This is a genomic window from Pseudomonas sp. fls2-241-R2A-110 (assembly GCF_030209165.1).
GTDB lineage: Bacteria > Pseudomonadota > Gammaproteobacteria > Pseudomonadales > Pseudomonadaceae > Aquipseudomonas.
This window is the reverse complement of sequence record NZ_JARVSN010000048.1, coordinates 25805-47989: the sequence shown is the minus strand read 5'-3', so window position 1 is coordinate 47989 and position 22185 is coordinate 25805. Positions and strand designations below refer to the sequence as shown.

19 protein-coding genes are annotated in these 22185 nt (G+C 60.4%); 5 read left to right on the top strand and 14 right to left on the bottom strand.

The window, feature by feature from the left end; all coding sequences use genetic code 11:
* Positions 1-377: 377 nt before the first annotated feature.
* Complete coding sequence (locus QRN31_RS30975; protein ID WP_285436703.1) at positions 378-1187, bottom strand: class I SAM-dependent methyltransferase; 810 nt, start codon at positions 1185-1187, stop codon at positions 378-380.
* Positions 1188-1366: 179 nt separating this feature from the next.
* On the opposite strand from QRN31_RS30975, the gene QRN31_RS30970 reads away from it, so the two are divergent.
* Entirely contained in the window at positions 1367-1753 is a 387-nt protein-coding gene (locus QRN31_RS30970; protein ID WP_285436701.1) for a hypothetical protein, read from the top strand.
* 1 nt (position 1754) lies between these two features.
* Here QRN31_RS30970 and QRN31_RS30965 read toward each other — a convergent pair whose 3' ends face one another.
* The 5 genes from QRN31_RS30965 to QRN31_RS30945 all read right to left on the bottom strand — a co-directional run bounded on the left by QRN31_RS30965 (position 1755) and on the right by QRN31_RS30945 (position 10216).
* A complete protein-coding gene (locus QRN31_RS30965) occupies positions 1755-3182 on the bottom strand; it encodes a sigma-54-dependent transcriptional regulator (protein ID WP_285436699.1) in 1428 nt (475 codons plus the stop codon).
* Complete coding sequence (locus tag QRN31_RS30960; RefSeq protein ID WP_285436706.1) at positions 3151-4644, bottom strand: sensor histidine kinase; 1494 nt, start codon at positions 4642-4644, stop codon at positions 3151-3153. Before QRN31_RS30960 ends, QRN31_RS30965 begins: the two co-directional genes overlap by 32 nt.
* Before the next feature lie 101 nt (positions 4645-4745).
* Positions 4746-5777, bottom strand: a complete 1032-nt coding sequence (locus QRN31_RS30955; RefSeq protein WP_285436697.1) for an SCO family protein — start codon at positions 5775-5777, stop codon at positions 4746-4748.
* A complete protein-coding gene (locus tag QRN31_RS30950) occupies positions 5774-8581 on the bottom strand; it encodes a multicopper oxidase domain-containing protein (protein ID WP_285436695.1) in 2808 nt (935 codons plus the stop codon). Before QRN31_RS30950 ends, QRN31_RS30955 begins: the two co-directional genes overlap by 4 nt.
* A 186-nt stretch (positions 8582-8767) precedes the next feature.
* On the bottom strand, positions 8768-10216 hold the full coding sequence (locus QRN31_RS30945; RefSeq protein WP_285436694.1) for a sensor histidine kinase: 1449 nt from the start codon (positions 10214-10216) through the stop codon (positions 8768-8770).
* Between the two features lie 290 nt (positions 10217-10506).
* Here QRN31_RS30945 and QRN31_RS30940 point away from each other — a divergent pair, with 290 nt between their 5' ends.
* The 4 genes from QRN31_RS30940 to QRN31_RS30925 are packed head-to-tail and all read left to right on the top strand — an operon-like array spanning position 10507 to position 16129.
* A complete protein-coding gene (locus QRN31_RS30940; RefSeq protein ID WP_285436692.1) occupies positions 10507-11853 on the top strand; it encodes a hypothetical protein in 1347 nt (448 codons plus the stop codon).
* A 35-nt stretch (positions 11854-11888) separates the two neighbouring features.
* Positions 11889-14132, top strand: coding sequence for an Ig-like domain-containing protein (locus tag QRN31_RS30935; protein ID WP_285436690.1), 2244 nt, complete (start codon positions 11889-11891; stop codon positions 14130-14132).
* A gap of 59 nt (positions 14133-14191) precedes the next feature.
* The gene (locus tag QRN31_RS30930; protein ID WP_285436688.1) at positions 14192-14653 is read left to right on the top strand and encodes a curlin; all 462 of its coding nucleotides are present in this window, start codon (positions 14192-14194) and stop codon (positions 14651-14653) included.
* Between the two features lie 27 nt (positions 14654-14680).
* Positions 14681-16129 (top strand): curlin, encoded by a 1449-nt coding sequence (locus QRN31_RS30925; RefSeq protein WP_285436686.1) that lies wholly within the window; start codon positions 14681-14683, stop codon positions 16127-16129.
* 185 nt (positions 16130-16314) lie between these two features.
* On the opposite strand, the gene QRN31_RS30920 is transcribed toward QRN31_RS30925, so the two are convergent.
* From QRN31_RS30920 to QRN31_RS30885, 8 genes are all read right to left on the bottom strand, one after another.
* On the bottom strand, positions 16315-16674 hold the full coding sequence (locus QRN31_RS30920; RefSeq protein WP_285436684.1) for a DUF6124 family protein: 360 nt from the start codon (positions 16672-16674) through the stop codon (positions 16315-16317).
* A gap of 674 nt (positions 16675-17348) precedes the next feature.
* A complete protein-coding gene (locus tag QRN31_RS30915; RefSeq protein WP_285436682.1) occupies positions 17349-17708 on the bottom strand; it encodes a DUF6124 family protein in 360 nt (119 codons plus the stop codon).
* Between the two features lie 1408 nt (positions 17709-19116).
* A complete protein-coding gene (locus QRN31_RS30910) occupies positions 19117-19983 on the bottom strand; it encodes a CsgG/HfaB family protein (protein WP_285436704.1) in 867 nt (288 codons plus the stop codon).
* A gap of 31 nt (positions 19984-20014) precedes the next feature.
* Positions 20015-20434 carry a curli assembly protein CsgF gene (locus QRN31_RS30905; protein ID WP_285436680.1) on the bottom strand — a complete coding sequence of 140 codons (420 nt, stop codon included), beginning with the start codon at positions 20432-20434 and terminating at the stop codon, positions 20015-20017.
* On the bottom strand, positions 20431-20823 hold the full coding sequence (gene csgE, locus QRN31_RS30900) for a curli production assembly/transport protein CsgE (protein ID WP_285436679.1): 393 nt from the start codon (positions 20821-20823) through the stop codon (positions 20431-20433). The genes QRN31_RS30905 and csgE overlap by 4 nt, the downstream gene beginning before the upstream one ends.
* Positions 20820-21359: a type II secretion system protein gene (locus QRN31_RS30895; protein WP_285436677.1), complete on the bottom strand. Its 540-nt coding sequence runs from the start codon at positions 21357-21359 to the stop codon at positions 20820-20822. Before QRN31_RS30895 ends, csgE begins: the two co-directional genes overlap by 4 nt.
* Positions 21334-21708 carry a type II secretion system protein gene (locus QRN31_RS30890; RefSeq protein WP_285436675.1) on the bottom strand — a complete coding sequence of 125 codons (375 nt, stop codon included), beginning with the start codon at positions 21706-21708 and terminating at the stop codon, positions 21334-21336. The genes QRN31_RS30895 and QRN31_RS30890 overlap by 26 nt, the downstream gene beginning before the upstream one ends.
* Positions 21709-21711: 3 nt before the next feature.
* On the bottom strand, positions 21712-22185 hold the full coding sequence (locus tag QRN31_RS30885) for a type II secretion system protein (RefSeq protein ID WP_285436674.1): 474 nt from the start codon (positions 22183-22185) through the stop codon (positions 21712-21714).

Genomic DNA, 22185 nt, shown 5'->3' with positions numbered 1-22185 from the left:
AGCAAGCCCGCTCCCACAAGGGATCTTCAGTGAACACCGCATTTGTGTTCGACAACGATCAACTGTGGGAGCGAGCTTGCTCGCGATAGCGGTGGCACATTCAGCATTGCGGTGACTGATCAATCGCTATCGCCAGCAGGCTAGCTCCCACAAGGGATCCGCAGTGAACACCGCATTTGTGTTCGACGACGAACAAATGTGGGAGCGAGCCTGCTCGCGATAGCGGTGGCACATTCAGCATTGCGGTGACTGGTAAATCGCTATCGCCAGCAGGCTAGCTCCCACAAGGGAGCTTCAGTGAACACCGCATTTGTGTTCGACAAAGATCAACTGTGGGAGCGGGCTTGCCCGCGAAGGGGTCAGTTGGTGCAACACATTTACTCGCGCTTCACCGCCACCATCGTAAAGCACAATGGCAGCTGCGCTTTCTGCTGTTCATACCGGTCGTAGAGTTCTTCTCGGTTGGAATGCGGGTATTCCTTGAGGTGGCTGATCTGCAGCCCCGCCTCGATGGCGCCGGTGAGGATCGTGCCCAGGGTGTGGACGAACCAGTAGGACGAAGCGGCCGGCTGGTCGACTTTGCCTTCGTAGACGATCGGCTGGTTCTGCACGAACGGTTCGTTGCGAAAGTACGAGCTGTCCAGGCGATAGGGGTCCTCTGATTCCGGGTCGAACATTTCCAGGAACGGATGGGTTTCGTACACCACCAGCGCGCCGCCGGGCTTGAGGGTGCATGCGACATGGCGGAAAAACTGCGCCATGTCCGGCATCCAGTTCAGCACGCCGATGGTGATCAATGCCCTGTCGAACCGGTCGTGAAGCTCAGTGGGCAGGTGATGAATGTCTGCCTCGATGAATTTCGGTTCATGGGGCGAGCGGGACGCCAGTTCCCGCGCCTGAGCGAGAAACGCTTCAGACTGATCAATGCCCACCACACTGCGGGCGCCCAGGGCAAACAGCGAGAGGCTTTCGCGCCCGTTGTTGCAACCCAGTTGCACCACAGCCTTGCAGTCGACGCCCACCTGTTCCAGCACACCCGTCAACGTTGCATCCAGGCAGGAGAAATCCCCCTGCCCCACGGCGATCAAAAGCGCCTGCCATTCGGGGGTGTTCTTGTGGTGTCGGGCGGAGTCGTTCCAGGCATCGCGGTTGCTGGCGATGGCTTTTTCGTTGGTCGGCATGTCCATTTGCGCGCGTCCTCATTCGGTCTTGATTGACCGGCACGAGTCTAGGTCAGGCCTTCGAAAAAGCCCATTTGGCGTTTGTTGGAATGTTGTAACCCGGGCATCGCGGACGCGTGCCTGTACGGCAGCTATAGTTAATGGCCTTGGGGATGTGCGGGACAGCCGACTTCACAGGTGTTGCCATGAAAAAAACAGATCTGCCGCTATTGATCGCCCTCAGCCTGACCGCCATCACTGGCGCCCAGGCGGACGACAGCCTGACACCCACCACCGACTACAGCAGTGAGTTCAATTATTACGGGGCCGACCAGCCCTTCGCTCACCCGGTGCCGCCGTCCATGAGCATTGTGCCGCCGGGTTCCTACATCTCGACGGCCCCTGGGAATTTCATCCCGATTGCCAGCCAGCATGACTTCCACGACTCCCGATTACCGACCGTCGCGGACGCCTCCGTCCGGGTCTTCATCCGTTCCTACGACGCCGAACACGGCGTCTACGTGAACGAAGAAGTCCCCGACCCCTCGTGTCTGCTCGAGTGCCTCAGCCGCCAAGGACCAATTATGCAGTGATTCACCACTGGCGTTTGTCCGGGCGAGCGAGGCCGAGTTTTTCGATCCGGTAGCGCAACATGTCGCGGCTCAGGCCCAGCAACCGTGCCGACTTGGTGACGTTCCAGTCGGTCTTGTCGAGCATCTTGCGCACCATGTCGCGCTCGACTTCCGGCAGGTTCATCGACTCGTTGGCGCTGTACATCGGACGCGACTCATGGTGTTGGGGTTCTTGCAGCACGATCGGATCATCCACCAGGCTCAGGCACACATTGAGCTGATGGGCCGCAATCGTATCGCTCTGCGCCAGCAGCACGGTTTGCTCCAGCATGTTGCGCAGCTCACGCACGTTGCCCGGCCAGCTGTAGCTGAGCAGCAGTTGTTCAGCCTGATCGCTGAAATGCAGGTTCGGCTTGCCATAGCGTTTGCCGTGGGTCCCCAGGAAATGTCGAGCCAGCAGCAAAATGTCTTCGCCACGGGCATACAGGCGCGGAACCTTGATCGAAATGATCCTCAGGCGGAAAAACAGGTCACGCCGGAACTTGCCCTGTTGAACCATTTGCTCGAGGTTGCAGTTGGTGGCGCTGATCACCCGCAGATCGACCTTGCGCTCCTTGACCGAGCCGACCCGGCGAATGGTCCGGTCTTCCAGCAGCTTGAGCAGTTTGGCTTGCAGCAGCAGGTCCATTTCCCCGACTTCGTCGAGAAACAGCGTGCCGCCGTCAGCCGCTTCGACCAGACCGACACGGCGGTCCTTGGCATCGGTGAAGGCGCCCTTCTCGTGGCCGAACAGTTCCGATTCCACCAGATTGGAAGGAATCGAGGCGCAGTTGAACTCAATGAACGGGCCTTTACTGCGCGGACCGTCGAAGTGCAGTGCCCGGGCCACCAGCTCCTTGCCCGTACCGGTTTCACCTTCCACCAGCACTGGCGGCAGGTCGGTGTTGGCCATGCGCCGTTCGGCGTCGAGCAACTGGGCGATAGTATTTTTCAAATAGTGCATCGGTGCCGACTCACCGATCAGTGCCTGCACGCCTGACTTCTGCGCCTCGCGCTCCTGATAAAACGACAGCGTGCGCTCCATGCGATCGGTGGCCAGAGCCTTGTCCAGCAGCAGCTTGAGCTCTGGCAAGGCCACCGGTTTGGTGACGTAATGAAACGCGCCCTCTTTCATCGCCACCACGGCGTCTTCGACATTGCCGTAGCCAGTCATCATGATCACTTTCAGATCCGGCGCGCTGATGCGCAGCTTCTGGATCAGGTCATGACCGCTCATGCCCGGCAGCGAGTTATCAGTCAACACCACATCTGGAGCAAACGTGCCCAATTGCTCCAACGCCTCTTCAGCCGAGTGGCAGACCGTCACCTCGAAGTCTTTGCGCTCCAGGTAGGTCTGAATATTCTCGGCCAGGAGTTCATCATCCTCGACCAGCAGTATGCTGTGCTCCATAGTCCCCTCCCGTTGCCACTTTAAAATTGAGACAGACGCGGGTTCCTTCCTGCTCCTGGCTGGTCAATTCAACCGAGCCTTGGAAACGTTCCATTATTCGTTTGACGAGGGCCAGGCCAACGCCCAACCCTCCCTGTTTGGTGGTAAAAAATGGCTTGAAGACCATTTGCTGCTGCTGTTTGCTCATGCCTTTGCCGGTATCGCTCAACGTCATCCGTACCTGCCCGGGGTACGGTTGTTCTATGTCGATACTGAGCAGGCCGCCCTTGGGCATGGCCTCCAGTGCGTTGGCGAACAGGCTATTGAGAATTTGCGTGAGCAGCACCTGTTGGCTGACGACCGGTGGGCAAGCTTGCGGTGTGAAGTGCACTTGCACGTTCGAACGTTTGATCAGTGCATCGAACGCGCTCAGGGTGTCGTCGATGGCCAGTACCAGGTCCACGGTCTCGTAGTCGTCGTTCATGGGCCGCAACGACACCAGCAACTCCCGGACCCAGCGCGACATGCGGTCGACCTGATTGATGATGTCGCCAATGTTCCTTTGTGCCCCATCGCTGGCGATTTCCTGGGCCAGTTCGGCACTGGAGCGAATATTCGCCAGCGGATTGCGCAAGCTGTGAGCGACCGCCGATGACATTTCCCCCAAAGCGACAAACGTCTCGTTAGTGATCAATTGTTTCTGCTGGCTTTGCAGCAGCATCGAGGCGCGCCGCACAATCCAGAACAGCCCAAGGTAGATGACCAGGCCACCCAGCGCGGTCGCCAGCCAGATGGCTTTGAAACCGCGCTGGATGCGTTCGACCAGGTCCGCCGGTTCCTTGTAGATCTCCACCATGGCGATGACTTTGCTTTTGTCGGCATTGAACATCGGAATGTAATTCTCGATGAACAGGTACTTGGGCTCGCGCAGCAGCATCTGTTCGGGACGCTCATCGTCGATCTTGTGGTAGCTGGTGGACACGAGTTCCTTCATTTCAAAGGACTCGTCCAGTTCCTCATCACCTTCGACCCGCATGCCGATCATTTGCGGGTTGGTCGACCAGACCACGGTGCGATCCAGCGCATACACCACCGCCAACAGCGTGTCCGGCAGGTTTTCGACATGATCGAGAAACTCTGTGCGGGCCGCGGCACGGGCACCCGGATTGACGTCGGGATAGGCGTTTTCATCGCGTGGATCGAGCATTTCACCCATGGTTCTTTCCGGGGTGATGCCGGCATGGCGAATTTCTCCATCACCGATGGCCTGGATGAACTGCGCAGTGAGCATGGAATCACGTTCGACGCTTTCATCGACGACAAAACGCGTAGAGACATAGCCCAACCCCAACGCGACAGCCGCGATGATGAGAAAGCTGCCCAAGGAAAACCAGCGCAGCAGATTGAACTGTCCGTTACGGGCCGGGGCGTCTGCTGCAGACACCTGCGGTACCGTTGTTTTGGGTGATTCCTGGTTCTGCATGGGAATGTCCTGAGGCATGCATCGCGCCTTTTCAGCCGTTTCACCGATCAGTGTAGGTGGCATTGATCGCGCCGGACGGCCTCACTGATAGTATTTCGCCGCTATTGCGCCTGCGCCGCTTCCATCGGTTTCTGGCGCTCGGTTTCTTCCTGTAAAAAACCCATGATTGACTGCGCGGCGTTCTCATCCAGACGCAGGTTGGGCATCGGGATTTTGTCGAAACGTTCAAACAACTCCACCGCAATCGGGTCTTTTTCCGCCAGCATCTTGTCTGGTTCACGAATCCATCGACTGAGCCAGGCCGGGTCACGTTGGCGCGTCACGCCGATCAGGTCAGGGCCGATACTGCGCATGCCGATCCCCTGCCCGTCCATCGGACCCAGGCTATGGCACGACGCGCAGCGGGTACGGAACAGTTCTTCGCCATTGCTCGGCGGGCGGATTTCAGGCGCGTTGGCGTAACTTTCTTCAACGCTGGCTTTCTTCCAGTTCTGCAACGTGTTGGCCAACTGGTCCGCGAGGATCCACGGGTTCTCGAAAGGCGAGGCTTTCATCCAGCGGCCCGTACTCTGGTTACCAACGATCAGGCTCAGGTTGTGGTCCTTGTTGCGTCCATTGTCGACACCTTCGATGAACAGCCCGAGTTTTTTTCGCAGGTCAGTGACGTCGGCAAATTCACCCGTCAGAAACTTCCAGCCGGGTCCGACCTTGAAGCGTTGTGCATAAGCCTTGAGCACCTCGGGCGTGTCGCTGAGGGGATCAATGCTGATGGAGTAGAAAAAGATGTCCTGGCCGACCCGGTCCCCGAGCAACTTTTGCACCTGACGCAGGCGCGCGGTTTCCAGTGGGCAAGAGTCGCTGCACGAAGTGAAAATGAAATTGATCACCACCACTTTGTCCTTGATCAGGTCATCGAAAAAACGCACCTGCCGACCGTCCTGATCGGTCAGCAGGGTGTTGGGGAAATAGTCGCCGCCCCAGGGTGTCGCCGACTCCGTCGGCGACAAGGCTCCTTCATGGGCTGTGAGCACCTGACTGGCCAGCAGGCAGGTGATCAGCAGCAACATCAGGTGCAAGCCCTGGAAGCGGGAGCGCGGCGTATGCACAGTCCTTTCGACGCGCTCCCGGTTCATGGCTTGACCACCACTTTAGGGCCCAGGCCATCGCCAGTGCGGAAGGTTGGCAGCGCGGCGGAGTTCACGTAGCGCACGCCATCCCAGCTCGGCAACGGTGTCGGCATCAACTGGAATTGCCCGGGTTTCTCAATGTCCCAGCGCAGCAGCATCGAGTTGTCCTCATGCTGGGTGTTGTGACAGTGCTCCATGTAGGTCCCGGCAAACTCGCGGAAGTTGATCGCCATCTCGACGTTGTCCAGCCCATCCTTTTCCGAACCGATGCGATACACGTCTTTGCGGGCCCATTTTTCCCATTCCGGTGGCGCCTTGCCGCCGCGACTGAGAATGATCCCCTCCTCGAAGTGCACATGCACCGGATGGCTCCAGCCACTGCCGCCGAGTCTGATGTTCCACACCTCCAGGGTGCCGAACCCTGATGCCCCGGCATCGGTCGGACCGCTCGCCAAGTGGGTCGCCGCGTTCAAGCGCCGTGGGTCCATGTGGAAGCCGAAGCCGCCATCGGTCTTGACTGTCCACGGCGCCTCATCGGTGCCGTCGGAACGGCCGAAGGTGAAGGTGCGGTGACGAGCGTTGGCCAGCAGAGCCTTGTCGGCGGGATTATCGCGATGGATCTTCAGCGGAATCATCACCAGACCTTCGGCTTTACCCGGTTTGGCCGGTTCGTACGCCGCAGGGTCCATGGCCAGGTCCTGACCGGTGTAGGCCTTGACGTTGAGCTGCAAGACCTTGCCCACGCCCGGGTCGCCCCTGTCCCACTGCGGACCTTTGCTGCCTTGCTTGATCACCGCCAGGTATTTTTCCGACAGCACATCACCCAACGGGATCGGTTCTTTCGGGCCTTTGCCGTCGTCGTGGGCCAGCAGGTTGACCACGAACAGTTTGTCGCCTGGCTTGATGCCGTTTTTCGCGAAGTTGACGATGATGTCGAAGCGCTCGGCGATGCCCTGGGTTGGCAGGATCGCGTTGTGGTTCTGTTTATCGCCATCGGCATCGAGGTCCATCGTGCCGTCGAACGGCACGCTGTGTTCCATGATGTTGCCGTCGTTGGCAATCATGTGGAACGGCACGCGGCTATAGGAAACGCCCGAGTTTTTCGGCCCCTGGAACTCGCCGCTGGTGCCCTTGACCTCACGCACTATCGCGAACTTGAAGTAACGCGAGACCGAACCATTGAGGATGCGGAACCGATAGCTGCGGGCGCGCACGTCCAGGGTCGGTTTCCATTGCCAGTTGACCAGCACCTGGTCACCGAGGAAGCCGTCGGTGTTGAAGGGGTTGAACCACAACTGACCGTTCTGATCCCAGGCCTTGTCGGCGAACACCAGGTTGACGTCGTAGTCGCGGTTGCCCCACGGCAAGGCGCTGCCGCTGGGGAAACGCAGGTTGACGCCGTCGTTCACCGATTCGTTGCCACGGTCCAGGGCGCTGTAGTAGTTCATCATCGCCGCGTTGCCCTTGTAGACGTTCTGCGCGGTGAAATCGAGCATGTGGTCGTGGAACCAGTGAGTGCTCATGGTTTCGCGCCAGTCGCCACGGATCTTGATCGTGCCGTGATCGCAGGTCTTGCGGCTAGGGCTCACGTCGTTGGTCCACAGGGTTTCACCCGGTGCGCAAGGGAACGCCGCGCGCGGATCATGGGCATCGGTGTTGATGCTGTCGTAACCGGCCAACTGGATCGGCCAGCGATAATCGTAATACTGCCCGGGGAAGAAAAACGCGTTGGCATAGCCATCGCTTTCCGCCGGTGCGTGGCCGTTGTGTTCATGGGTGGTGATGGTGTGCAGACCAAAGCCCATGTTGGCCGACGGGTCGATCGGCAAGCCGTTGTAATGACGCATCAGGACCGGCTGACCGTACCGCACCATCAGCAGTTTTGGCGGCAAGGTACCGTCGAAGGTCCACACCGAGTTGTGGTTCTGCACCGGCATGCTCGGGTGGAAACGCGGGTCGACGCCTTTGGAGGTGCCATTGGTTGCCGGTACGCCCGCCACGTTGTGATAGAGGCCACCGGGGCCGAATTCGCCCACGGCATAACCGTGCATTTGGTGGCTGTCACGCCAACCGCTGTTGAGCCTCGCCCCGGTTTGCACGGTTTTGTAAGCCACTTGCGGGTAGAACTCGTTCCAGCGCTGATGCGACCAGCCTTTTCCTGGTGGACGACCTTCGGCCGAGGAGCCGATACGGCGGTTGAGGAACATCTCGATCTGCGCCTGCCAGGGGTTGCGGTCCACCACGTTCGAATACTGGCTGGGGAACGGGGTCAGCCCCGGTTGCCGCAAGAACGCATCCAGCGCTGCGCTCGGTGGCGCACTGCGAGCCGCGTTGTTGGGGTCTTGCTGGGGCAACGGACCAACCGCTGCCGGTGGAAACCCCAAGGGTGCCGCCGGTGTGGTCGGGTCGAGTTTTTCCGGACCGAACTCTTCGAACAGCACCAGCTGCTGAGTGAACGGCTGGGCACCGAACAACGGGCTCGGCTTGCCATTGGTGGGGTAATTGAAACTGGTCTGCACCGGCGGCGGCAGGACGTTTTCCTTGCGAGTCTCGTCCCGAGTGCCTTTGACGCCATTGGGCAAATCGAAGGAATCCAAGTTGGCCTCCGGCATGCTCAAAATGGCGTTCAGGGCGGCCGGTTCGTCAGCCGGTTCGTCTTGGTAAGCCGAGGGGTCGGAAGGTTCTGGCTGTCGCTCGTCATCGATAGGGCTCGCGCGCAGTGTCGCTGTGCCCAGAGTCATTGTGAGAATGACGCTCAAGGGCGCCATCAGGCCAAACCATTTGAAGGGGTACCGCGCTTTTCTGTCCATCACCAGCCGCCTCGAAGTCATGAAGGGGGTGATGGTGGTTTTGCAAAGAGCCGGCCATATTTGTAACAGGTTTATACGAAAGCATTAACATGCTACAAAACAATGGCTTATCAACATCAATGTGCCATGACCGGGGAAAACGACTGGGGCCAGACACCCGCTAACGGGGAAAGTTCATACCCAGGTTCAGGGAATGCGCTTGAACGACAGACGGACACGGGTACCCTCGCCTTCGCGGCTCTCGAGTTTCACCGCGCCACCAAAACGCTCCATGATCCGCTTCACCAGGACCAGCCCGACACCGAGCCCGCCTTGCTTGGTGGTGAAGAAAGGCCGGAACGCCATGCTGCGCTGTTCTTCGTTCATGCCTTTGCCGGTGTCGCTCACCACCACGCCAATCCCCTTGGCATCGGCCGGTTCCAGCGTGATGGTCAGCGTGCCGCCCCTGTCCATCGCTTCCACGGCATTGGCCAGCAGGCTGTTGAGGATCTGCGTGAGCTGCACCTGCTGGCTCAGCACCATCGGCGTTTCCTTCGGCTCAAACACCACGTGAACCCCGGCCTTGGCAATCTGATGCTCGAAGGCCATAAGGCTGTCATGCAAAGCCGCCACCAGGTTCACCGGCTCAGGTTCATCATTAAGGGGTCGCAAGGACTGCAGCAATTCGCGAACCCACTTCGACATTCGATCCACCTGACCGATGATGTCGTTGATGTTCTTGTGGGCCGCACCACTGTCGAATTCCAGGGCCAGCTCGGCGCTGGAGCGAATGGTCGCCAACGGGTTGCGCAGGCTATGGGCGACCGCCGATGACATCTCCCCCAGGGCCACAAACGTTTCGTTGGTGATCAGTTGTTTTTGTTGCGTCGCCAACAGGATCGCCGCCCGCCGCACGATCCAGTACAACCCAAAATAAATCAGTCCCCCGCCCAGCGCCGTGGCCAGCCAGATAAGCGCCAGGCCGCGCTCCATGCGGTCGATCAGGTCTTTGGGTTCCTTGTAGATCTCGACCATCGCCGTGACGTTTTCATGGTCGGCATCGAACAGCGGTATGTAGTTTTCAATAAAGATGTAATCCGGGGGCGTTACGAACTTCTGCTCCATGCGTCCCCTGTCCACGTTGTGGTAACTGGCGGACACCGGCATCCTGGAAGAGAACGCCTGGTCGAGGTCTTCATCGGCATGGATCGTAGTGCCCATCAGTTCCGGATTGGTGGACCAGATCACCATGCGGTCAGGTGCATAAATGTTGGCCAGGATCACATCCGGCAAGTGCTCGACATGATCGAGGAATTCGCCTCGGGCGCTGGCACGGGCCAAGGGATCGACGTCGACAAAGTCTTTGTCTTTGCGCGGGTCCAGCAACTCGCCCATGGTCCGCACGTTGGGGATGGCAACATGGCGAACCTCGGCCGAGGCAATCGCCTGGATGAATTGCGAGGTAAGCAACGCATCGCGCTGCACGCTTTCGGTGATCACGAAACGCGTGGACACCGCCCCCAGCGCCACGGCCACCGTACCGATCACGGCCATGCTGATCAGCGAAAACCAGCGCAGCAGATTGAACGGCTGTTTGCGCGAGCTCAGGCGGATATCGGCCTCTTCTTGCTGAAGGGCTCTGGTCTGGATATTCATGGACGTCGTTCCCCGAAACTCCCTATAGGTTTATAGCCCACTGTCCGGCATTTGCCCGACTTCGGGTTATGTACCCCCACCGATTCCCCGAGTGCCCCACTACCCCTATCTACCCCCAATGATGGGGACAGTCGCCCGCTCGCGCGCTCGGCCCGGTCGAGCCGATTGCACGCCGCACGCCTTCACTGCGGGCTTCTGCCGATGGTTTTGAAAGATTGGTATGGAAGTTGCCGAAGCCCTGCGAACTGCCCCATCCCCACGGGGCAGGCAATCTGATAGAGGGAATACTCATGCACCCTTTACTGTCCAAATCGGCGGCCGCCCTGGTCGTCAGCGCGCTTGCCCAAGGCATTGCCCAGGCAGCGCTGTTTGCGGTCGATCCCGGCCCCTATCAACCCGCCATCGGCTCCTTTGCCGGCTGGTATCAGGACACCCATGGTCGAACCCTAGACCTGTGTTTGTCCAAGGCGGTCAGTTCGCGCGTGCCAAGTGCTCCTGGCGCCCCGACGTACATGTGCACCCTGCTGCCGACACCCGGCATATACGACGACACCAAACCTTTAGTCTTTCCCACCAACTTCCCTGACGAGGCCTTCTGGTTTACCGCCGATGGCGCCATCGTCGATGCGGCCAGGGGCATCAACCTGACCTACGTCAGCGGTGTCGAAGCCGCGTTCAGCGGTGGCGAACCTGCGGAAGGCGATCAGATCAGCTTCGCCCGGATCCGCCTCCGCGTCGATGTGCCCACGGCCGGCACTTACGTCATCACCCACCCTTACGGCGTCGAAGTGTTCAACGTCGACACCCCCGGGCGGCGGGCGATCAACATGACCCGCGACATCGGTATCGGCTCGCCGAAAACCTACGACGGCGCCCTCAAGGGGGACGTCGGACCGTTCCTGCGCAGTGTCAAAGGCCCGTATACCGAGACCAATCCGGTGACCGGGGTCGCGGAGCAATTCATCGGCGACCCGAACCTCTCGGAAGCCGTGACCGGCAGCCCGTTCAACACCAACTTCATCCGCATCGAAGGCCCCAACGGGATTGACCTGACCACCACGGTATTCGCCGTCTCCGGCAAGTTGTCCACGGTCGTGCGGCCGACACCGATGATCACCCAGCGCAGCACCTATTCGCGCAAGGCCGGCGACAGTGCGCCAGTGGCCCAGCAAGACGTGTTCGTCCTGGCGCCGCCGCCCCCGGGCACCGTCGCCCTGACCAGCAACAACCCGGTGTTGAACCTGACAGAACTCAACGGCACCGGCAGCTGGTACGCCCAGTCTTCGACGAACCCGAGCTTGCCAACCACCTTGCAACTGACCGCCGACAACCACATCGCCATTCCCACCAGCACGCCCACCACCCTGTCGACACCGTTATCGGACCTGGTGGTGATCCAGCGCGCCGAGTACAGCCTCAACTCCGGGCAACTCACGATCGAGGCCTCCACCAGCGATGAAACCTCGCCACCGGTGCTCACCGCCACGTCCGGCAGCGGTGCCGCCATCGGTGCCCTCAGTGGCGACGGCGCAGTGAAAACCCTGTCGACCGGCATCTCGCCCATTCCACCGGCCAAGGTTCGCGTGACGTCCTCCAATGGCGGCACCGATACCGAAGAAGTGGTCATCCTGCCATGAACGCTCACATGACCAGATCCTCATCAGGAGGCATCATGAACAACTGGCCACGCCTGGCGCTCAACGCCCTGGGACTGACTCTATCGCTGTCCGGCAGCGCTTTTGCGCAACTCGCTGCCGTCGACCCCGGCCCTTACACCTTCGCCACCGGGAAATTCCCGATGTGGTATCAGGACAACAATCTGCTGTCGCTGGAGCTGTGCCAGTCGCGCGCCACGAGCTCGCGGGTGCCGGCCGCCACGCCACCGGCCTACATGTGCACCCTGCTGCCGACCCCGGGCATTTTCGATGACACCCTGCCGATGGTGTTCCCGGACAACTGGCCAGACGAAGGCTTCTGGTTCCTGGCCGACGCCACCATTCCCAACAACGCCGCTGGTTACGGGATGGACGCCTACGTGGCCGGGGTCGAAGCGGCATTCGCCTCGGGCACTCCTGTCGATGGCGATCAGCAAAGCTTCGCGCGGATTCGTATCCGGGTGAACGTGCCCACCGCCGGGACTTACACCATTACCCACCCGTACGGCGTCGAAACGGTCAACGTCACCACGCCGGGCCGTCGTGCGATCAACATCACCAAAGATGTCGGCATCGGTGCCCCTGGCAATTTCACCGGAGCGCTCAACGGGGCCATCGGGCCATTCCTGCGCAGCGTCAACGGCCCTTACACCGAAGTGAACCCGGACAGCGGGTCGGTAGAAACGTTTATCGGTGACCCAAACCTCACCGAAGCAGTCACCGGCAGCCCCAACAACACCAACTTCGTGCGCATCCAGGGGCCGGCGGGAACCATCCAGACCAACCTCTTCACCGTATCCGGCAAAGTCCTCGACAACCGCGCACAGACCCATGTGGAGGTCAACCGCGCCACTTATCGCCGAACCTCCTCCGGCACCGGCAACAGCACTCGGGTCGAAGTCTTCGGCAATGCCGACAACAGCTCGACCCTGTGCTTTCGCGAAAGCCTCGCCCTGGTCCCCGGACCACCGCCTACGCCCTGCCAGACCACCATGGTCGGTGACAACAATGGGTTGTTCTTCGGCAATCACCTGATCACCGGCCCTGTGCCTTCGGTCGTGGTGGTGACCGCCACCAACGCGGCTGGCACTACCCGGCCTACGGCGGTGTCGAGCAAACTCACCGACGTGGTGAAAATCCAGACCGCTCGCTACAACTGGAGCAATCACAGCCTGCTGATCGAGGCCACCTCCACGGACGAAGTGGCGGTGCCGGACATGGTTGCGCAAGGGTACGGACGCCTGTCGAAATCCGGCACCCTGCAAAAAATCACCGTGGCCGACCTGACCCAGCCACCAGCCACCGTCACCGTCAAATCCGCGGCCGGCGGCAGTGATACCGAGCCAGTCGTGGTCGTCGGGACAGCACCGGACACCGGCGAAAACCAGGCACCGCTCTCTGTCGCCGACTCCGGCAGCACCAGCTTCGGCGTGCCGATCACCCTCAACCTGCTGGCCAATGACAGTGACCCCGACGGCAACACGCCATTGACCATCACCGCCCTGACCCAACCGGCTGCCGGCCAAGGCACCGTGGCATTGAGCGGCACGACTGCAGTGGTCTATACCCCGCCCGCCGCGGTCAATGCGCCACTGACAACCACCTTCACCTACAAGGCTCAAGACGCCAAAGGTCTGGCCTCGACCACACCGGCCACCGTGACCATCACCGTGGCGCCTAACCGGCCACCGGTGGCGGTCAACGATGCCGTTGCGACCCTGGGCGTGGCGATTCCGATCAACGTGCTGGCCAACGACACCGATCCGGAAGGCAACGTGCCGCTGGGCGTCGCCAGCCTGACTCAACCGGCAGCAGGTCGCGGCACCGTCAGCACTGACGGCACGGTGATCACCTACACGCCACCGGCCACGGTCACCACGGCCTTTACCACGACCTTCACCTACATCGCCCGGGACAGCTTCGGCGCCCTGTCGACGCCGGCAACGGTCACGGTACAAGTCTCGCCAAGGCCTGCTGCGGAAACCTTCACCGTGACCACTGCCACCGTGTCGGCCCGTTCCAACAACCGCTTCACCTGGGACTTCGCGGGCACCTCATCGGTGACCACCGGCAACACCATCACCGTGCAGGTCAGCACCCCGACGGGGCTGGCGACCCTGGGCACCACCACCGTGCCGGTGACTGGACGCTGGCGGTTGACGGTGAACAACACCACCACGGTGATCCCGTCAGCCAACCCGACAGCGACCATTAGCTCGTCGCAAGGCACCGTGCGCACCGTGACGGTCACCGCCAACTGAGCCCTCGCCCCACCCGCCGATCCGGTGGGTGGGGCGGGCCTCTTCCCAAGGACAACGCCATGAAAATGTCGACCGCCGCCTTGCTCTGCCTGCTTCTGCTTTGCAGCAGTGCCAGCGTGCGCGCCGACGATTTGATGGACAACGACGACCTGGCGCCCGCCGCCGATCTGGGCGAGTTGCCGCCACCCTTAGGCCAACACGCGCTGATCGACCAGAACGGCCAGGCCAACGTGGCGCTGTTGCAACAGAACGGCCAGTCGCTGCTCGGCACCATCGTCCAGTCGGGCAGCAATCAGGAAGCCTACATCCTGCAACAAGGCAGCGACCTGATGGCCATGATCACCCAGCAAGGCAGTGGCAACGCCGCCTCCATCACGCAAAACGGCAGCCACAACCGCGCGCAGATTTCCCAGAACGGCAACAACAACGACGCCAGCATCGACCAGGCCGGTACGGGGCTTTCAAGCGCCGTGACGCAGTCAGGGAACGGCATGAGCGTTTCGGTCAAACAATATCGCTAAAGCACTGCACCACTTGGAGGTTTCATCATGTTCAAACTGACGCCCCTCACCGCCGCCATACTGGTCATTGTCAGTGCCCAGGCAATGGCCGACGACAGCGTGTCCAACCAGTCTCAGGTCGGCACCGCCAACATCGCCGATGTGAAACAGACGGCGGCCCCGTACAGCACCGCCACCCAACAACAACTCGGCCAGGGCAACGATGCCGCCGCGGTACAAGACACCGCCACCGGCACCATCACCCAGGATCAGCTCGGCGACTACAACGCCGGCTACGCCGAGCAACTGTTCGAAGACGGCAGCACCATCACCCAACAACAGGTCGGCAGCTTCAACACCAGCCATGCCAGCCAGTCGATTGGCATGGGTGGAAACGAGGCGCTGCAACAACAGCAAGGCAGCGGCAACTTCTCGTTCGTCTATCAGGACAGCCAGGAAGCCACCAAAGGCCAGACCTTCCAGTTCGGTGACAACAACGAAGCCAACATCGAACAGATTCAACTGGGCGTCGGCAACAACGCGATGATCATCCAGTACGGCACCGCCAACTACGCCACCGCCGAACAAATCGCCCACATGGGCGGCCAGATCAACCTCAACCAGGCCGGCGAAGGCAACTACGCTTATGGTGACCAGCGCGATGGCAACGGCGGCACCATTACCGTCAACCAGTTCGGCGACTACAACGCCGCCGAAGTCTGGCAAGGCGCACAAACCGCCAGCGAAGCCACCGTCAACCAGTACGGGCATACCAACGAAACCGTGGTCGACCAGAGCTTCGGCCAGAACAACAACGCCCAGGTCCTGCAAGTCGGAGACGTCAACGCCATCTACGCCGACCAGTTCGACTCCGTCGGCTCGGTCCTCGCGCTGTACCAGCAAGGCACCGGCAACGTCCACTTCACCTACCAGAGCGGCGACAGCCACGTGCTCAACGCCACTTCCGTGGGCAGCGAAAACAAGGTCTACGCCAGCAACTGGAAAGGCCCGCAACTGGGCGGCCAGTTCGGCAGCAACCAACGCGCGACCGTCACCCAGGCCGGCTACGGCAACGTCGCCAGCTTCAAACAAGACGGTGTCGGCCATATCATGACTACCAACCAGACCGGCAGCGGCAACAAAACCACGGTCAGCCAGGCGGACAACTACAACGAGCTGTACTTCGATCAGAACGGCAGCGACAACATCCTCATCGCCGACCAGCGCGGCACCACCAACCTGGCCCAGGGCACCAGCAACGGCTCAGGCAACACCACCGAGTTCGACCAATCGGGCAGCGGCAACCAGGCGTACACCACGCAGCTGTATGGCAGCGACAACATGATCACCGTCAAACAGGCTGACACCATGAACGTGGCCTACGTTACCCAGGGAGGTACGGGGAACATTGCCAGTGTCGATCAGAGCGGCATGACCCAGATGGCGACGGTTCAACAGCTGGGTACTGACAACCGGGCGACGGTGTTGCAGCAGTAAACGCAGGGCGTAAAAAAACCGCGATCCGTTAAGGGGTCGCGGTTTTTTTTTGCCGTTTGATCGTTCCCACGCGCAGCAAAGGAATGCCGCCAGGGACGCTCCGCGTTCCGCTTTTGAATGTGACGCAGAGCGTCACGGGATGCATTCCCACGCAGAGCGTGGGAACGATCAGCCGGGGGGGGGAGTTATGCCTGCGGATCAACCCTGTCCAGCGCCCGGTTCACTGCCAGCTCAGCCAGCATGATGACCTGCTGAATACCCAGCATCGTGTTGCGATGCGGCCATTCCATCATCCCGGCGAAGTCGCTGGCCATGACACTGGCTGAAGCCAGCGATTCGCAGGCGTTAGCCAACAGGGTTTCGGTGTCGATGTCCGGGGCGATCAAGTAAATGGTGCTGGGTTTGCGTGGAGGGATCGAGGCTTTGAGCGGATTGAGATAGTGATCCAGCGCGCGGTCGGCGGCTTCGTTGAGTTTTTTCGGATCGAGGGGATCGTAGGGGGAAACGTCGTTGGTTTCCGGGGGATTGGGGGTGGATTTGAACATGGTGAATCTCCTTTGGAAAATGGCGCCACCAGCACCTGTCGCTAAACAAGTAAGGGTGGCGGCTGTACGCAGGTTAGCGAACCGGTCAAAGGCACCCGGTAGACCCGAAGGTCTCCCGCATACAGCCACCATAACGTCATTGCAGACGTCAAAAGTCTGCAAAAAAGTCTGGAGCATAGATGCACTTTGGATAGCCCGGGTCGCTAAACCCGGCCGCTGAATTCAGCGACCCGGAAACGATAAAGACCAGGCCCAAAGCGCACAAGCCGGCGGATTCTGGCGCAGTCGTAGGCAACGGCGCAAGGATCTGTGGCTTTCAGGAAGTAACGTTAAACACTATTAAACAGCACCCTCGAATCAGCACACCTTCCCTGTGGGAGCGAGCCTGCTCGCGATGGCGGAGTATCAGCCACCATCAATGCTGAATGACACACCGCCATCGCGAGCAGGCTCGCTCCCACAGTTGGATTGGGTACATCTGGGAGAGATTGGTTGGCTGTCAGGCCGCCATCGCTGGCAAGCCAGCTCCCACAGGGGAATGGGGTGCATTGATCGTTCCCACGCTCCGCGTGGTAATGCATCCCGTGACGCTCTGCGTCACCTTCAAGAGCGGAACGCGGAGCGTCCCTGGCGGCATTCCCACGCAGAGCGTGGGAACGATCTGTGGGTGGGGTTTATGCCTGCGGGTCGACGTTATCCAGCGCCCGATTTACCGCCAGCTCGCCCAGCATGATGATCTGCTGAAGGGCCAGCATCGTGTTGCGTTGCGGGCCTTGCAACTGGCCTGCGAAATCACTCGCCATCACACTCGCCGAAGCCAGCGATTCGCAGGCGTTAGCCAACAGGGTTTCGGTGTCGATGTCTGGGGCGATCAGGTAAATGGTGCTGGGTTTGCGTGGAGGGATCGAGGCTTTGAGCGGATTGAGATAGTGATCCAGCGCGCGGTCGGCGGCTTCGTTGAGCTTTTTCGGATCGAGGGGATCGTAGGGGGAAACGTCGTTGGTTTCCGGGGGATTGGGGGTGGATTTGAACATGGTGAATCTCCATTTATACCTGTTGGAACCACCGGCACCTGTCGCTAAACAAGTAAGGGTGGCGGCTGTACGCAGGTTAGCGAACCGAGAGGTATAAGACCCGGCAGACCCGAGGGTCTCCCGCGCACAGCCACCATATCGAAACTGCAGACATGCGCCTGCAATAAAGACGGAGCGTTGTAGCGCTTATACCTGATCAGGTCGCTAAACCCGGCCGCTGAATTCAGCGACCCGGAAACGATAAAGACCAGGCCCAAAGCACACAAGCCGGCGGATTCTGGCGCAGTCGTAGGCAACGGCGCAAGGATCTGTGGCTTTCAGGAAGTAACGTTAAACACCATTAAACATACCCCCTAAAATCACCACACATTACCTGGGGGACTGGGTGCATCTGGAAGAGATTGGTTGGCTGGCAGGCCGCCATCGCGAGCAAGCTCGCTCCCACAGGGGATTGGGTGCATCTGGGAGAGATTGGTCGGCTGTCAGGCCGCCATCGCTGGCAGGCCAGCTCCCACAGTTGGATTGGGTGCATCTGGGAGAGATTGGTTGGCTGTCAGGCCGCCATCGCTGGCAGGCCAGCTCCCATAGTTGGATTGGGTGCATCTGGGAGAGATTGGTTGGCTGGCAGGCCGCCATCGCTGGCAAGCTCGCTCCCACAGGGGATTGGGTGCATCTGGGAGAGATTGGTTGGCTGGCAGGCCGCCATCGCTGGCAAGCCAGCTCCCACAGTTGGATTGGGTGCATCTGAGAGAGATTGGTCGGCTGTCAGGCCGCCATCGTCGAAAGGCCGCCCGCCCTTCACCACTCAACAGGCCGAGCGGTAGCTCGCCTGCAGCTCTTGATTGATCGTTCCCACGCTCCGCGTGGTAATGCATCCCGTGACGCTCTGCGTCACCTTCAAGAGCGGAACGCGGAGCGTCCCTGGCGGCATTCCCACGCAGAGCGTGGGAACGATCACGTCATAAAAAAATCGAGGCGTACCGCCCGCTCCTCACCACTCAACAGGCCGAGCGTTAGCTCGCCTGCAGCTTTTGATCTACCCGCCCCTTCGGCAGGCTGAGTGGAGGCGTTCATCTGGGGGGCAGGCGCGTAGCGCCGTTCGACGAAGTCGAACACATCGAGAGGAGGTCGTCGCGAAGCAGACCGGAGGCGATGCCCCCAGATGAATGCCGGAACGAAGGAACACCGAGCCCCAGCGAGGGGCCGGACGCCGGGGCAAAGACCTTTGCTTCCTTTGGGGCGTTTGCCAAAGGGAGTCGCCGTAAGGGCGAAACCGCCAGCCGCCGTTACCGCAGCAACGGATATGTACACCAAGAACAACATGGTCGGCTATCAGGCCGCCACCGCGAGCAGGCTCACTCCCACAGTTGGACGGGAAGAGCATGGTCGGCCCGAAGGCCGCCACGGCTCACTCATTCTCCCCCTCAGGCACCACCTTGTTCTGAGTCAAATACCGATCCAGCGTCGCATTGTTATCAGGCAAAGAATTATCCCCCGCCACCTGCCACAAATGCCGCTCAATCCCCTGAGCCAAAAGATGCCCCACCGCCGCCTCGATCGCCGACAACACACACAACTGCGCCGGCTCGTTCGTCGTATACCCCACCTCTGCCTCAAGCAACTTCTTGAACTCGATAAACTTGAACACCCCAGCACTACGACCCACCGAATAAATCGTCTTGCTCGTCATCACATTCGCCAACACCTGCCCACTGCGCACATCCACCGCACGAAGATTCACCGACACCTGATCCACCCGATACTCCCGAGAAAGATCAATCCCCAAATACCGCGCCCCTTCCCCGCCACTGCGCACATTAGTGTCATACGCAATGATCCCGCCCTCCAGCATCAGATTCGCCGCCTGCAACGGCGGCAGCTCGCCCTGGATATTCACCGGCGTATTAGGCTTCTTCTGCGAAGCACGAATAATCTTGCGCTCGGTCAACAGGTTCTGCAGCCCCTCCCGCTCCAGCACCACAAACCAGCCACTGGCCTGCAATGCATCCATCAACATGCTCGCCGCCCCCTGAGTCACGCTGGTCGAAAACGAACTGGCCGGGGTCGGTTTGTATTGCCCGGTCTGGTCCCGGAAGCCATACACGACCGCCATCAACCGGCCCTTGGGACGCGGCATGTTGAGCAAATCGTAATAAGTCGACGCCCGAGGTGTCAGGGTCGGAGATTCGGTGTCCTGCTCCGCTGGCATCGTGTCACGCAAACTGCACCCTTGTAATGCCGCCAACATCAGCCCTAGCGCTATTATTTTTTTCATGTCCTTAACTCCCCATCGACCCAAATCCCCATCAAGGGGCCAGGCCATTCACCCGAATTTCCGAAACCTCACCGCTCGCTCGGTCCGTGACTTCAATGGTCAGCGCTCCTGAGTCGTCGACGACGTTGACAATAAAAGCGTCGGTGGACAGGCTCCCGGTGTTGCCCGTGGAGATGTTGTCCAGCAGTTGCCCCAGCAACCGCGATTGCAACTGACTGGTGAAGCGTTCCAGTGCCGAAGTCCCGGGCACCGTTGTGCGCTTCTTCAGATCTGGATCGTCAAAATCGTTTTGCGCCTGAGCGTTGTTGAGCAGCCAGGTGCCGTTCAACGGGTTGCCGCCGAACGAGGGGTTGATGGGCGTGTAGACCAGCTCCGTGGCCTGGACCAGAGCATGAGTTCCGAGCCCGAGCAGTAAGCCTGAGGTGCACTGCAAGAACGTTTTCATTTTCATAATTCGTCCCTCTCAAGGTCCGTCGTGTCCTGCAACAAGGTTTCCAGCTTGCGCTGCACAATCTGCCCGCGAACCCAGTCAGCGGCGTCATAAGCCTCATCCTTGAGTTCCACGGTGTTCGGCGGCAGGAAGCGCCGATAAACCAGTCGCTGCTGATATTCCACGGTCACCAGGCTGCCCCAGCGCGCCGAAGGCCGTTCGCGCACCACCAGGTTGAAATCCATCGGGCTGGTAGCGCGCAAGCGTTCACTGAACGAGTAATAAAAGTCGTGGCCGATGTGCGAGATCGTGTCATCGATGATAAAACCCAGCATCTCGTCCTCCTCAGCGGCGCTGGCGAGCGTCGCCACCCACGCCAGGACCAGGGCCGCCAGCCATTGCCGGTTCATGGCGACAGCGCCTGAGGCAAGGTGGACTGGCTTTTCGCCGGGCCGGAGGCGCCGTCGAGGAAGGCTTTCTCGGCGACAAATTGCCAGTCCGTGTAGCTCGCCATGCCGGTGAAGTCCGACCACTGGCTGGGGAAATCCGTCTGCTTGAGCGGCAAGTCCGTGGACGGGCTGTTGAGGCCGGTGATGCGTCCGTCGAAGCCGCGCATCAGGACCCATTCCCCGGCGCCGATCGGGTCCGGGTAGAGCTGGCGAAGATGGTGTTTGGGGGTCGGAAAACGCTCGTCCTCCAACAGGTCTTCCAGTTTTTTGGGGTACTGCGCCAGCCCCGGCGAACTGCGGTAGTAACTGCGCAACGCCTGGGCATATTGAGTGCCGACCCACAGCAACTGACGTTCGCGATCCCGGCGCGCGGCGGTCGCCCACAACTCACCGGCACTGGCCAGGCCCATGCCCATCAACATGATCAGAAACAGCACGCCCAGGTAGGTGAACCCGGCCTCGTCAGAAGGCTTACCACTCGGAGTAAAGGCTGCCATCGCGCGCCCTCCCTGTGGCACCGCTTTTGATATCGGCCACCCCGCCCGCCACGCCGTCAGGTGGCGCAACCAGCACCCAGGTGTCCTTGCGTTCGGCAATCGGGTCCATCGGCGGGTTGCGCAGGTAACGCTGCTCCACCAGTTGTTCCAGGGAATCGGGGTAGCGCCCGGTGTCGCCGTAGTAGTGATCCAGGGCTTCGCGCATGGCAGACAGGCTCTGGCGCAGCGTGGTTTCCTTGGAGGCCTCGAGGCTGTTGAAATAGCGCGGCAGGGCAATGGTCATCAAGGTTGCGATGATTGCCATGACCACCATCAGTTCCAGCAGGGTAAAACCCTTTTGCCGACGCATGATTCACCACTCCCGGTAGGCGATGCCGTTGAGACCCTTACCGCGCGCATGGGAGTAAACGTCGAAGACATCTTCCCCATCACGCGGGTTTTGAGCCGTGCTGTCGTAGGAGCGCAAGCCCCAGCCACCGTCGTCGTCACGCTTGACCGGTGTCAGCGGGTCATGCGGCAAGCGCCGTAGAAAGTAGAACTTGGCGCCCTTGGCGCTGCGCACATCACGCACACCTTCGACCAGCACTTTCAGGTTCGGCGGATAGCCGCTGCTTTCCAGCGACTTCTCGATGTAGCCAGCGTCGTAGGCGCGTTTGTAGGCATCGATGGCGTCGCGGATCTGGTACAGCGCCGTGCGCAATTCCTGCTCTTTGCCCCGGCGTACCACGGTCTCGGTCAGCGGCGCGGCCATACCGGCCAGCAGGCCGATCAGGGCCAGCGTCACCACGACTTCAATCAGGGTAAAACCACGTTGCGAGGCGTTCAT